Below are 12,555 nucleotides of genomic sequence, written 5' to 3' on the forward strand. Positions count from 1 at the left end.
CCGCCGACTCCGAGTCATCCGTCTCCGTCCCGCTCGCGCCGGTTTCGGGTTCTCCTCGCCGGTCGCCGTCGGGAGCGTCGGCGTCGGTCGGGGCGTCGGGAGCGGGACGGAGACGGATGACTCGGAGTCGGCGGGGGCGGATCGGGCACGCGGAACGGAGGAGGACGAAAAGCAGGGGTCGGATCGGGCTCAGGACCGTGACGGCGGGGACGGCGGGGACGCCGACCCGTCCCGCTCGTCGTCGACCGCGGAACCCGAGTCGCCCTCCGCGGGGAACCGCGACGCCGCGGCGGAGCGTGGCGCTTCGACCGAACGGGACGCCGCGGCGGAGCGTGACCCCGCCGGGAAGTCCCCGGACGCCACGACGAGTCCGACCGGGACGGGAGAGCGGACCGAACGACGGTCGGAGTCGTCGTCCGACCGGGGATCCGGGGGACCGAGCGCGCCGGCGGGTCCCGCGGACGACGACGTCTTCTCCGAGGAGGAACAGTGGCGCGAGACGAAGTCGATCCCGGCCCTGGATCCGTCTGAGACCAACGAGCGCGGCGAGGACCCGTCGGCGGCGTCGGCACCGCGTTCGGGTCGCCGCTCCGCCGGATCAGCGAGCCGGTCCGGCGGATCGACGGGATCCGCGGAGCGGTCGCGAACCGACGGGACCGCCTCGCCGGGACCGACCGACGGCCGCGGGTCGGCCGGGGAGTCGTCGCCGAGCCCCCGCTCGACGGAGCGATCGGGGGGGACCGCCGTCTCGGGACGGAGCCCGAGCGAGGTTCGCGAGCGGATCGAGGAGCTCGAATCGGCGCTCTCGTCGGCCGAGTCCGCCCGCGAGGAGGTGGAGTCCGAGCGCGACCGGCTCGAGGCGGAGCGCGACGAGCTCCGGGAGGAGCTGGAGGACGTGCGGGCGGAGCGTGACGAACTCCGGACGGAGCGCGAGCGCCTCGAGGAGGAACTCGAGCGGCTCCGAGCGGAGGCGGAGCGCCTCCGCGATCAGCTCGACCGGGCGGAGTCGCGGCTGCCCGAGGGCGAACGGAGCCTGTCGGCCGCCGAGGCGCGCGAGGGGACCAATCTGTTCGTCAGGTACGACTCGAAGGGCGGCGCGACGCTCGAGGACGCCCACGACGGGACCGTGAGCCGGGAGGAGCTCCGCGAGAACCTCCGGATCGAACACCACACGAGCTTCGAGACGGAGGGGCTGCTCGTCGACGGCGACCCGTTCGAGTCGTTCCTGCGGGGGACGATGGAGTACGGCTTCACGCGGTGGCTCGTCGAGGAGCTTCCATTCGAGGTCGGCGAGACGGGCAACGGCAGCGCGCTGCGCGACCTCTACGACGCGCTTCCGGAGATCGACCGCGCCGAGATCGGCGGCTCCGTCTCCGTCGTCATCCGTGAGAACGGCGAGGAGGTCCGCGAGCAGCGGTCGTTCGACCTGGTGTTGCGCGACCGCATGGGCAACCCGCTCTTCGTCGCCGAACTCAACGACTCGCGCGCGCCGACGGCGGGCGCGACCCTGGAGTCGCTCGTCGCGAACGGCGGCGTGATAGCGGAGTCGAACGAGGCGTTCGCCGGCGCGTTCGCGGTGACGGCGAGCTTCTTCGAACCCGACGCGTTGGAGGCCGCGAGCGACGCGGTCGGCGGCGGGCTGTTCAGCCGTTCGAAACGGAAGAGCTTCGTGAAGCTCTCCCGCAAACGCGGCTACCACCTGTGTCTCGTGGAGTCGCGCGAGGGCGGGTTCCACCTGACGGTCCCGGACCTGTAGCGGGCGCGGGCCGTACGGAGACGCGACTCGTCGTCGCAAAACTCGGTCGGCGGTCGTTCGGGCGGCGCGTCGAAACGGGCCAGCCGATCAGTTCTCGACTTCGGCGGCGTCGTCGATCCGCATCGAACCGAGCTTCTCGACCGTGTCGTCGAGCTTCTCGTCGAGTTCGTCGACGAACTCGTGGGTACGCTCGGTGGTGATCGCGCCCTGGCTGGAGGGTTCGATGAGGTTCTCCTCCTCGAGGACCCGAAGCGAGTACCGGACCTTGTGATGGGGGTAGCCCGTCTCGTTGGACATCTTGACGATCCCGATCGGTTCGTTCTCGATGACCATCCGCAGCACCTGGAGGTGCCGCTCCAGCATATCTACCTCTTTCTCGAGTCGATCTATCATGCCATATGTTAACTCGTCATGCCCCCGTTTAAAAGTTGCTGTCGAGGCGCGGGGGACGAATACCGGCTCACGGTTTGACATGCGAGTAGTTAACGGTTCGGATCGGAGGGACGGCCGGCGGGACGGGGAGCACGCGGGACGAGTGAACGCACGAACGACGACATCTCTCCGAACTCGTCCCAGTATCGATCCACGTTCGTGGAATAATCGCGGCGACGGACCGTAATCGGTTTTACCTCCCGCTCGGAAGGGGGGAGCGGTATGACAGTCACCATCGTCGGCTCCCAGCTGGGGGACGAGGGCAAGGGCGCGCTCGTCGACCGGTGGGGAGGGGACGCGGACGTCGTAGTCCGTTATCAGGGCGGCGACAACGCCGGCCACACCGTCGTCGAAGGCGGCGAGGAGTACAAGCTATCGCTGGTGCCGAGCGGGGCGGTTCGGGGCACGATCGGCGTGTTGGGCAACGGCTGCGTGGTCAACCCGCGGACGCTCTTCTCCGAGATCGACGGGCTCCGCGACCGCGGGCTCGACCCCGACGTCCGGGTCGCGCGCCGGGCACACGTCATTCTCCCGTACCACCGGGTCCTCGACGGCATCGAGGAGGCGGTCAAGGCCGACGACGACGCCGGCGACGAGGTGGGCACCACGGGCCGCGGGATCGGTCCGACCTACGAGGACAAGGCGGGCCGTCGCGGGATCCGGATCGGCGACCTGCTCGACCGGGACGTGCTCCGCGAGCGGCTCGAGTACGCCGTCTCGCACAACCGCGCCGTCGCCGAGGACGTCTACGGGCTCGACGTGGCGGACTCAGAGCACGCCGAGGCCTTCGACGTCGACGCGCTCCTCGAGGAGTTCGCCGAGTTCGGCGACCGGCTCGCCGACGACGGGATGACCGTCAACTGCAGCGACTTCCTCCACCGCCGCCGGGAGGCGGGCGACCGGATCCTCTTCGAGGGCGCACAGGGGACCTCCATCGACGTCGACCACGGCAACTACCCGTTCGTCACCTCCTCGAACCCGACCGCCGGGGGCGCGGCCGTCGGCTCCGGGCTCGGCGTCACGACCGTCGGGTCGGGCGAGGTCGTCGGCATCGTGAAGGCGTACCTCTCGCGGGTCGGCTCGGGGCCGATGCCCACGGAGCTCGACGGCGACGATCACGAGGAGTCGCTCGCCGACGACATCCGCGAGAAGGGCGGGGAGTTCGGGACGGTCACCGGCCGGCCGCGGCGGATCGGCTGGCTCGACCTCCCGATGCTCCGGCACGCCTCGCGCGTCTCTGGGTTCACGGGCGTCGCGATCAACCACGTCGACGTGCTCGCGGACCTCGAGGAGCTTCAGGTCTGCGTGGGCTACGACCTCGACGGCGAGCGGCTCGACACCGTCCCCACGACGACCCGGCAGTGGGAGCGGTGTGAGCCGGTCTACCGCGAGTTCGACACCTGGTCGGCGGTCGACTGGACCGCGGTCGCGGCGGAGGGGTACGAGGCGCTCCCCGAAGCGACGCGGGCCTACGTCGAGTTCGTCGCCGACGAGACCGACGCGGCGGTGTACGCGGTTGGCGTCGGGCCGGACCGCGAGGAGACGATCGAGCTGGCGAACCCGTTCGCGACGACTGAGGCGTAGCCGGCCGCGAGCGGACGAGTAAACGAACCTCACGTTTTTCGTTGTTCCACGAAGGTTTTGTCGCGGTGGGTCGGAGTGCCGGGCATGGACCTACTCGACGAGAGCGTCGTGCCGGAGCGCGCACGGGAGATCAAACGCGAGGCCCGCGAGTTCGCCGACGAGCACATCGCGCCGAACGCCGAGGCGTACTACGAGTCCGGCGAGTACCCCTGGGAGGTGCTCGAGGCCGGGATGGACGCCGGGCTCGTCGCACAGGACATCGGCGAGGAGTACGGCGGGAAGGGGTTCGACCTCGCGCAGGTGCTCGCGATGGCGGAGGAGTTCTACCGCGCCGACGCCGGCATCGCGTTGACCCTCCAGCTCGCCAGCTTCGGCTGTGAGATGGTCGAGCAGTACGGCACCGAAGAGCAGAAGGAGGAGTACCTCCGGCCGGTCGCGGAGAACGAGCAGATCTCCGGGCTGGCGGTGTCGGAACCGGAGACGGGCTCCGACCTCGCCGGCATGACCACGGCGGCGGAGAAGGTCGAGGGAGGCTACGAGATCACCGGCGAGAAGTACTGGGTCGGCAACGCGGTGGAGGCCGACTGGCTCACCGTCTACGCGAGGACCGGCGACGGCGACGACCGGTACTCCAACTACACGCTGTTCATCGTCGAGACGGACTCGGAGGGGTACGAGGCCGAGCACATCCCCGAGAAGATGGGGATGCGCGCGTCGAAGCAGGGCCACATCGTCCTCGACGACTGTTTCGTCCCCGAGGAGAACATCATCGGCAGCGAGGGGGGCGGCTTCTACGTCCTCGCGGACTTCTTCAACCACGGCCGGGTGATCGTCGGCGGCCACGGGCTGGGGCTCGCCGCCGCCGCCATCGAGGAGGCCGAGGCGTTCGTCCACGACCGCAACGCGTTCGGCCGCACCGTCAACGAGTTCCAGGCGGTCCAACACACCCTCTCGGACATGCGGATCGGGTTCGAGTCCGCGCGGGCGCTCAACTGGCGCGCCTGCGAGAAGGTCGCGAACGGCGAGGACGCCGGGTACTGGGCCGCGCTCACGAAGACGAAGTCCACGGAGGTCGCGGCCGACTGCGCAGAGAAGGGGATGAAGCTCCACGGCGGACGGTCGATCCTCACCGACCGGCGCATCGCTCGCGTCTACCGGGACGTCCGGATCCCGGTGATCTACGAGGGCGCGAACGACATCCAGCGCAACCTCATCTACCGGCAGTCGCGCTGACCCGGTCGCCGGCACCGACCCACGCCGTCGACCGGTCTCTCCACCGGCTCCACGCCCGCCGACGCCTCAGTCCGCCGACTCCACGCCCGCAGGGGACCGTCCGGTCTCGGCGTCGGTCCCGCGAGCCGCGTCGTTCTCGACGTACGCGACGGCGTCCGCGCCGGCGACGGCGACGATCGCGAACCCGACCTTCGAGACGAAGTCCAGGTAGACGAACACGAGCATCTCCGTCGCGGGCGTGAGCAGGCCGAACCCGGTCGGCGCGAGCAGCCAGACGACGGGGTACAGCGTCCAGAGGACGACGGTGATGTTCCGGAGCGTGTAGAAGACGGCGCGCACGCGGTCCGCCCGCGCCGCGGCCGACCGCGGGAGCTTCACGAGCAGCCCGTACACGAGTCCGAGGTACGCGAGCGAGGCGACGGCGAACGCCGCCCACGAGACGGTTCCCGCCGTCGCGACGGCGACGACGCCGCCGGCGATCACGACCACGTCGACGGCGATCAGCGTCGCGATCGTCGCTCGGTCGGCCCGGACGAGCAGCGCGAGGTAGGCGATCAGAAGCGGGGTCGTGAGCAGCCAGTCGGCGTACCGCGCGGCCGGCAGCGCCCCGCCGGGAGTGGGGACGTTGCCGACGCCGAGCCCCATGACGGTGTACGCGACCGCCGCGATCCCCGTGACGCCGGCCAGCGTCGCGTAGTACTTCGCCTCCGAGGGCCGCCGGTACCACAGCCACAGCGAGGGAACCGTCCCCGCGAGCATCCCGATCGCGCCGATCCAGGCCCAGACGGTCACGTTCGTGAGCATCTCAGTTCACCCCCTCCGGGGTACCGCCGTCGAAGTGGAAGGCGGAGCGCCCGTCGTCCGGATCCGAGCCCTCGCCGGGGGCGAGGTCGCGGCCGCCGTCGGAGCTCGCCACCCCCTCGGACGGGACGCCGTCGCGCGCCGGCGCGTCGTTCGCGGGCGACGTGGACGCCGGGGCGTCGAGACCGTCCTCGAGGTCGAGGTCGCCGGCCCCGTCGACCTCGTCTGCGTCGTACGCGAAGCTCCCGACGGTGCGTCGGAGACGGTCGGCGCGGCTCGAGAGCGCCTCGGCCGCGTTCTCGACGGCGGCGAGGGTCCGCTCCTGTTCGTCGACCGCGCCGGTGACGTCGCCGGCGGCGCTCGCGGTCTGGGCGCTGATGGCGGCGACGTCCTCGACGTGGCCGACGACAGTGTCGACCGTGTCCGCCTGCGACTCCGTGGCACGGGTGATCTCCGTCATGCTCTCGTCGGTTCGTTCCGAGGCCTCCGCGAGCCGCTCGAGCGCGTCGATCGAGGTCTCGACGGTGTCGACGCCGGTCTCGATCCGGTCTTCGGTCTCCGCGATGGAGTCGACGCCCGCCTCGGCGCGCGCCTGGACCGCGGCGATCCGGTCTTCGATCTCGGCGGCGGACTCCTGGGTCCGCTCGGCGAGGCTCTTGACCTCCTCGGCGACGACGGCGAACCCCGCGCCGTCGGCGTCCGAGCGCGCCGCCTCGATCGAGGCGTTGAGCGCGAGCATGTTGGTCTGTTCCGCGATCTCCGCGATCGTGTCGACGACCTCGCCGATCTCCTCGATCTCCTCCGCGAGCGCCTCGATCTCGTCCGTCGTCTCGGAGGTGACCGCCTCGACGGCGTCCATCTGCGCGAGCGCGGCCTCGGCCGCCTCCTGTCCCTCCTCGCCGACCGCCGCGGCGTGTTCGGCCGTCTCGGCGACCTCGGTGACGGTCGCCGCGACCTCCTCGGCCGAGGAGGCGAGCGACTCGGCCTCGTCGGTCGTCGCCTGGAGGTCGTCGCGCTGGGTGCGCGCGCCGTCGGCGATCTCCGAGACGGCCCCTGAGACGGTTCCCGTCGTCGACCGCAGGTTCTCGGTCCGGTCGTCGACCGTCCCGGCGACGGTCGCGGTGTCCTCGGCGACCGACGCGACCGACGCGACCGTCCCCTCGAGCTCCGCCGCCATCTCGTTGAACGCGGTGCCGACCCGCCGGATCGGGTCGCTCTCGCAGTCCGGGTCGACGCGGCGGGTGAGGTCGCCGTCGGCGAGCGCCCGCATCGCCTCCTCGTAGGCGGTCGCCTTGCGCTCGATAGTCGCGGCCCGCTCGTCGGCCTCGCGGCGTGCCGCCTCGGCGTCCGCGCGCGCCTCCTCGGCCTCGCGGATCTCGCGTCTGAGCGAGCCGCGCATGCCGTCGAACGCCGAGAACAACCGACCGATCTCGTCGGTTCGACCGCTCTCGAGGGCGACGTCGAGGTCGCCGTCGGCCATCCGTTCGGCCTTGCGAGTGAGCTGTCGCAGCGAGACGACCGTGTTCGAGCCCACGGTCACCCCGATCAGCGCGATACCTATCACGGCGAGCAACGTCATGCCGACCAACCCGGACCGGACCTCCTCCCCCGCGGGACCGAGATCACCCGTACGGGTATAGACGACGACCCCGTACGCGACCGAGACACCCATCACCCCGACCAGCGACGACGCGAGCTTCACGCCGTAACTGGCTCGGAGTCGAGACAGCGGTTCGAATCCCATCGATAGAGGAAACGGAGGGTCGTTTCACGGATAAAACCGCGCGTCGGAGTATCAGTCCTGATACCTCCGGCGCGAGTCGGTCGCGACGGCTCACGGGTCGGTCGCGGTCTCGGAGCGCGAGGGGGCGGAGCGACCGTTCTCGACCGGCGAGATCGAGCGCTCGAACCGGAGGAGTCCGACGGCGAGAAGGCCACAGACGACGGCGAGGGCGGGCCAAAGCAGCCACTCGAGGCCGTAGTCGAAGAACGCCCCGCCGACCGCCGATCCGACGCCGAACCCGAGCCGCTTCGCGACCTCGAGGAGCGAGAGCTGTGACCCCCGCTCGCTCGCCTCGCCGAGGTCCGACGCGAGCGACGTGACGAGCGGCGCGTGGAGGATCTCGCCGAGGGTCCGCAACACCAGGAACGCGCCGACGAGTCCGACGCCGACCCGCGCGGGGACGCCGGCGACCGCCCAGACGGCGAGCATCGAGACGCCCCACAGCCCCGCCGAGACGACGAGCCCGCGGGTTCGTCGCCAGTCGGTGACCGCGGCCACGATCGGCAACTGGAGGACGACGATCACGAGCGGGTTGAGCGTGTAGAGGGTGCCGAGCTGTCCCGAGCTCAATCCGAGCGTCTCGATCGCGACGACCGGGACGGTCGCCTGCATCTGTGCGTACATCACGGCGAACCCGACGTTGAGTCCCGCGAGCGCGAGGATCCGCCGGTCGGCGACCGCCCGCCCCCAGTCGCCGACGGAGTCGCGGAGGGCGACGTCGCGGGTCGCGGCGTGGACGCGGGGGACCAACGCGAACAGCACGACCGCGACGACCCCGGAGGTGAGCCCGTTGCCGAGGAACACCGCGAGCTCCGCGAACTCGTAGAGGATCCCCCCGACCACGAAGCCGAGGCCGAAGCCGGCGTTGTTGCCGACCTTCAACAGGGCGTACCCGCGGTCCCGCGTCTCCCCGTCGGTGAGGTCGGCGATCATCGCCTGTGCGGCGGGCGCGTACAGCCCGAGGGTGATCCCCGCGGCGGCCGCGACGGCGACGAACGAGATCGCCGGGGAGAGCGGCGTCGCCGCGGCGAGCGGCTCGACGCCCGCGTACGCCGCGAGCGTGACCGACGACAGCGCCATGCTCGTCACCATGACGGGTTTCCGTCCGTACCGGTCGGCGGCGTAGCCTCCGAGGGTCGTGCCGGCGGCGGTGCCGAGGTTGTTCGCGAGCAGCCCGATCCCGACGAGCGAGAGCGCGATGCCGACGGAGAGGTGGAAGTGGACCGTGGCGAACGGGTACACCAGTCCCGACCCGAACAGGTTGACGAACTGGCCCGCCCCGACCACGTACACCGGACGGGAGAACCCTCGGAGCGCGGAGAGCGGGTCGTACACGCCGATGGGATCGGCGGGGGATCCACCTGAACGGTTCGGTCGCGGCCACGCCGACCGGAAGGAGGCGGAAGCGCGGACCGGAAGGGGGCGCGGGACGAGCCGGCCGGACGGGAGCGGAGGCGCCGATCGGCGGAGGCGATCCGGACCGGACGGACGAAAACACCAAGCGGCCGCGCCGAGACGTCCACCCATGCGACTCGAGGACTACTGGGGGATCGGCCCGAAGACGAGCGAGCTTCTGACCGCCGAGCTCGGCGTCGAGCGGGCCGTCGAGGCGATCGAGTCGGCCGACGTTCGCGCGCTCGTCGACGCCGGACTCCACCGCGGGCGCGCCACGCGGATCCTCCGCCGGGCGAACGGGGAGGCCGGCATGGGCGTCCTCGCGACGGGCGACACGCGCGAGGTGTACGACGACCTGCTCACGCTCGCGGCGGGGTACGCCCTCACCGAACACGCCGCCGACCGGATCCGCGTCCTCACGCCCTCGTTCGATCGCGAGGCGATCGAGACGAGGCTCGCGGAGGTGGTCGCCGCCCGCGACGCCTGGCGCGCCCTCGACGACGCGGCGCGCGACCGCGTGACCGAGGCGTTCGCGACCTACGACGAGGCGGGCGGCACCGACCGGGCGGCCGTCGAGACCGCGCTCGCCCTCCGCGAGGTCGGGCTGACGGGCGAGACCTTCGACCGGCTCGCCGACCTCGACGACGCCGCGTTGCGCGAGGCCGCGGAGGCGCTCGGGAGCGTCCGCGGATCGCTCGACGACGACGACCTCGAGGTGGCTCCGGGCGCGGACGACGAGCTCGACCGGCTCCGCGATCGGCTCGCGGCGGCCGAGGACCTCGCCGACTCGGCGTTCGACGTGCTCGAGACGGTTCGGGACGGCTCCCTCCGCGACTTCGAGGCGCTGGAGGCCGCGACCGTCGACCACGTCGCGACGGAGACGGGCGTCGACCCCGCGACGGTCCGGGCGGCCGCGCCGGACGACGCGCTCGACGCCGCCGACTTCGTCTCGGCCACCCTCCGCGAGCTCGTCGAGGAGCTGTCCGCGGCGGTCGACGAGCGCGAGGCGGCCGTCGCGGCCGACCTCCGCGACCGGGTCGGCGACGCCGGCGGCGACGTCTCGCGGGCCGTGGAGGTCGTCGCCGACGTCGCCGTCGACCTCTCGCTCGGGCGGTTCGCGGCCGAGTACGATCTGGTCCGTCCCCGGCTCGTCGAGGACGGCCTCGCGGTCCGAAACGCCCGGAGCCCCTTCGTCGACGGCGACGTCCAGCCGGTGTCGTACGCGGTCGGGGACCACTCGCTTTCCGCCGGGGCGGGCGTCTCGGCCGCCGAGTCACCGCCGGCGGGCGACCGGGTGAGCGTCCTCACTGGCGCGAACTCCGGCGGGAAGACGACGCTCTTGGAGACGCTGTGTGCGGTCGCGCTGCTCGCGTCGATGGGGCTCCCGGTGCCCGCCGAGGAGGCCGAGGTCGGGACGTTCGACCGGGTCGTCTTCCACCGCCGACACGCCTCCTTCAACGCCGGCGTGCTGGAGTCGACGTTACGCTCCGTCGTCCCGCCGCTCGTCGAGGAGGGGCGGACCCTGATGCTCGTCGACGAGTTCGAGGCGATCACGGAGCCGGGGCGGGCCGCCGACCTCCTCAACGGCCTCGTCGACCTCACGGTCGAGCGGGGCGCGCTCGGGGTCTACGTCACCCACCTCGCCGACGACCTCAGCCCGCTGCCCGAGCCGGCGCGGATCGACGGGATCTTCGCGGAGGGGCTCACGAACGACCTCGCGTTGCGCGTCGACTACCAGCCGCGGTTCGGCACGGTCGGGAAGTCGACCCCGGAGTTCATCGTCTCGCGGCTCGTCGCGAACGCGAGCGACCGGGCGGTCCGCGGCGGGTTCGAGCACCTGGCGGCCGCGGTCGGCGAGGAGGCCGTCCAGCGGACCCTCTCGGACGCGCGCTGGACGCCGGAGGGCGAGCGATCGGCGGATGAGTGATCCCGAACGCGGCGACGGAGGGACGGATCCGACGCGGATCCGGTCGATAGCGGTCCACCGCGAGGACGTGGCGAACGCCCTGGAGGCGACGCTGCGGACCGACAGGCGGGTCGTTCTGCGGGTGACGCCGCCCTACGCCGGCCGGATGCGCGCGCGGATCCACGCCGTGGAGGAGGTTCCCGAGGTCGACGCCGACGGGATGGGCGGCCCGATCCACGTCGACCCGGCCGACCTGGTCGCGGACCCGCCGTCGTACCCGGAGGTCGACGAGACCGCGGCCGAGTTCCCCGACGCCGACGTCGAGACCCGACGCGAGCGACACGCCGAGGCCATCGAGGACTGGCGGGCGGCCGTGCGCGAGGCGGTCGGCGGGACCGTCGAGATCCCGGTCGACGGGACGGCGAAGGAGCCGGAGGAAGGGACGGAGGAGAGCGGAGTTCACGAGATCGACGTGGTCGCGCTCGGGTGACTCGTCGCCGCGACGGCGGTCCCGTCAGACGGCGTTCGCGCGCGGATAGTCCGTCGACCGCGGTCGCGCGAACGCGACGGTCCTCAGCGCTCGGCCTCGACGTGGCGGCCGATCCGGTCGAGTCCCTCCTCGAGTTCCTCCGTGTGGAGGCCGAAGCCGATCCGGAAGCGGTCCGGGTGGCCGAAGACCTCGCCGGGCGCGAGGACGACGCTCTCGGCGTCGAACACCGACCGGCAGAACGCCTTGCCGTTCTCGAACCCGTCGGGGACGGTCGGGAAGCCGTTCACGCCCGTCGGCTCGAACCACTCGAGGTCGTAGCGGTCGACGAACTCGGCAACGCGCTCCCGGTTCGCCGTCGCGTGCGCGCGGTTCGCCTCGAGGATGTCGGCCTCCTGCTCACCGAGCGCCTGTCTCGCGACGTGATGACCGACGAGCGGCGGCGATATCGTCGTGTAGTCCTTCCACTTCCGTACCCCCTCCGCGACCGCCGGGTCGGCGACGACCCACCCGAGGCGCGCCCCCGCCAGCCCGTACGACTTCGAGACGCCGGCGGCCGAGATCGCCCGCGGCCCGAGCGCGGCGGCCGGCGGGTGGGGATCGTCGGCCAGCATCCGGTACACCTCGTCGACGAGGAGGTACGCGTCGTTGTCCGCGACGAGGTCGTACAGCGCCTCCATCGTCTCGGGGCCGAGGTACTTCCCCGTCGGGTTGCTCGGGTTCGTGAGGACGACGAGCCGGGTGTCGGGTCGCATCGCCTCCGCGACCGCGTCGACGGAGAGGTCCCACGCCGGCGGCTCCGTTCGGACCGTGGTCACCTCGCCGATCGACTCGGGCACGCTCGCCAGCGACTGGTAGGTCGGCGAGACGACGACGCTGTGGTCGCCCTCGTCTAAGAGCGACATGAACGTGAGGTAGTCCGCCTCCTGCGTCCCGCAGGTGAGGACGACCTCCTCCGCGTCCCGGCCGTAGCGGTCGGCGATCTCCGCGCGGAAGTCCGGCTTTCCGTCGGTGGGGATGACGTAGCCGAGCTCGCCCACGTCGAGGTCGAACCGGTCGACGGGGAGGCTCCGCACGCCGCTCTCGGCGAGCATCAGGTCCGCGTCCGGTTCGTACTCGTCGAGCCAGCGTTCGAGTTCGAAGGGGGGGATCTCCATGGGTGGCCGGTATACACGGGC

Annotated in this window: 10 protein-coding genes; 5 read left to right on the forward strand and 5 right to left on the reverse strand. The window is 71.7% G+C overall.

The annotated features are described in order from the left end of the window. Positions 1 to 1,756 (forward strand): DUF7527 domain-containing protein (locus DJ70_RS17315; protein ID WP_094531391.1); only part of this gene is annotated, 1,756 nt, incomplete at its 5' end. An 87-nt stretch (positions 1,757 to 1,843) separates the two neighbouring features. Here the strand turns inward: DJ70_RS17315 and DJ70_RS06930 are convergent. Beyond that, complete coding sequence (locus DJ70_RS06930; protein ID WP_066416926.1) at positions 1,844 to 2,149, reverse strand: hypothetical protein; 306 nt, start codon at positions 2,147 to 2,149, stop codon at positions 1,844 to 1,846. A gap of 261 nt (positions 2,150 to 2,410) precedes the next feature. Here DJ70_RS06930 and DJ70_RS06935 point away from each other — a divergent pair, with 261 nt between their 5' ends. Then, a complete protein-coding gene (locus tag DJ70_RS06935; protein ID WP_094531393.1) occupies positions 2,411 to 3,772 on the forward strand; it encodes an adenylosuccinate synthase in 1,362 nt (453 codons plus the stop codon). A gap of 84 nt (positions 3,773 to 3,856) precedes the next feature. Further along, entirely contained in the window at positions 3,857 to 5,005 is a 1,149-nt protein-coding gene (locus DJ70_RS06940) for an acyl-CoA dehydrogenase family protein (protein ID WP_094531395.1), read from the forward strand. Between the two features lie 66 nt (positions 5,006 to 5,071). On the opposite strand, the gene DJ70_RS06945 is transcribed toward DJ70_RS06940, so the two are convergent. From DJ70_RS06945 to DJ70_RS06955, 3 genes are all read right to left on the reverse strand, one after another. Continuing rightward, positions 5,072 to 5,809, reverse strand: coding sequence for a bacteriorhodopsin (locus DJ70_RS06945; RefSeq protein WP_094531397.1), 738 nt, complete (start codon positions 5,807 to 5,809; stop codon positions 5,072 to 5,074). Between the two features lies 1 nt (position 5,810). Then, on the reverse strand, positions 5,811 to 7,550 hold the full coding sequence (locus DJ70_RS06950) for a methyl-accepting chemotaxis protein (protein WP_094531399.1): 1,740 nt from the start codon (positions 7,548 to 7,550) through the stop codon (positions 5,811 to 5,813). A 90-nt stretch (positions 7,551 to 7,640) separates the two neighbouring features. After that, on the reverse strand, positions 7,641 to 8,924 hold the full coding sequence (locus DJ70_RS06955; RefSeq protein WP_245810741.1) for an MFS transporter: 1,284 nt from the start codon (positions 8,922 to 8,924) through the stop codon (positions 7,641 to 7,643). Positions 8,925 to 9,114: 190 nt separating this feature from the next. On the opposite strand from DJ70_RS06955, the gene DJ70_RS06960 reads away from it, so the two are divergent. Beyond that, positions 9,115 to 10,911 carry a MutS-related protein gene (locus DJ70_RS06960; RefSeq protein WP_094531403.1) on the forward strand — a complete coding sequence of 599 codons (1,797 nt, stop codon included), beginning with the start codon at positions 9,115 to 9,117 and terminating at the stop codon, positions 10,909 to 10,911. Next, positions 10,904 to 11,380, forward strand: a complete 477-nt coding sequence (locus DJ70_RS06965; protein WP_245810743.1) for a hypothetical protein — start codon at positions 10,904 to 10,906, stop codon at positions 11,378 to 11,380. The genes DJ70_RS06960 and DJ70_RS06965 overlap by 8 nt, the downstream gene beginning before the upstream one ends. Positions 11,381 to 11,463: 83 nt before the next feature. Here the strand turns inward: DJ70_RS06965 and DJ70_RS06970 are convergent, their stop codons facing one another. Beyond that, positions 11,464 to 12,534, reverse strand: coding sequence for an aminotransferase class I/II-fold pyridoxal phosphate-dependent enzyme (locus DJ70_RS06970; protein WP_094531405.1), 1,071 nt, complete (start codon positions 12,532 to 12,534; stop codon positions 11,464 to 11,466). Positions 12,535 to 12,555: the final 21 nt, after the last annotated feature.

The sequence above is a fragment of the Halorubrum halodurans genome (assembly GCF_002252985.1).
Taxonomy (GTDB): domain Archaea; phylum Halobacteriota; class Halobacteria; order Halobacteriales; family Haloferacaceae; genus Halorubrum; species Halorubrum halodurans.

What these genes read in the sequence shown, in the direction of transcription:
- DJ70_RS06945 (WP_094531397.1), bottom strand. Translation starts at nt 5,809, where the DNA reads ATGCTCACGAACGTGACCGTCTGGGCCTGGATCGGCGCGATCGGGATG.
- DJ70_RS06930 (WP_066416926.1), bottom strand. Translation starts at nt 2,149, where the DNA reads ATGATAGATCGACTCGAGAAAGAGGTAGATATGCTGGAGCGGCACCTC.
- DJ70_RS06935 (WP_094531393.1), top strand. Translation starts at nt 2,411, where the DNA reads ATGACAGTCACCATCGTCGGCTCCCAGCTGGGGGACGAGGGCAAGGGC.
- DJ70_RS06960 (WP_094531403.1), top strand. Translation starts at nt 9,115, where the DNA reads ATGCGACTCGAGGACTACTGGGGGATCGGCCCGAAGACGAGCGAGCTT.
- DJ70_RS06940 (WP_094531395.1), top strand. Translation starts at nt 3,857, where the DNA reads ATGGACCTACTCGACGAGAGCGTCGTGCCGGAGCGCGCACGGGAGATC.
- DJ70_RS06965 (WP_245810743.1), top strand. Translation starts at nt 10,904, where the DNA reads ATGAGTGATCCCGAACGCGGCGACGGAGGGACGGATCCGACGCGGATC.
- DJ70_RS06950 (WP_094531399.1), bottom strand. Translation starts at nt 7,550, where the DNA reads ATGGGATTCGAACCGCTGTCTCGACTCCGAGCCAGTTACGGCGTGAAG.
- DJ70_RS06970 (WP_094531405.1), bottom strand. Translation starts at nt 12,534, where the DNA reads ATGGAGATCCCCCCCTTCGAACTCGAACGCTGGCTCGACGAGTACGAA.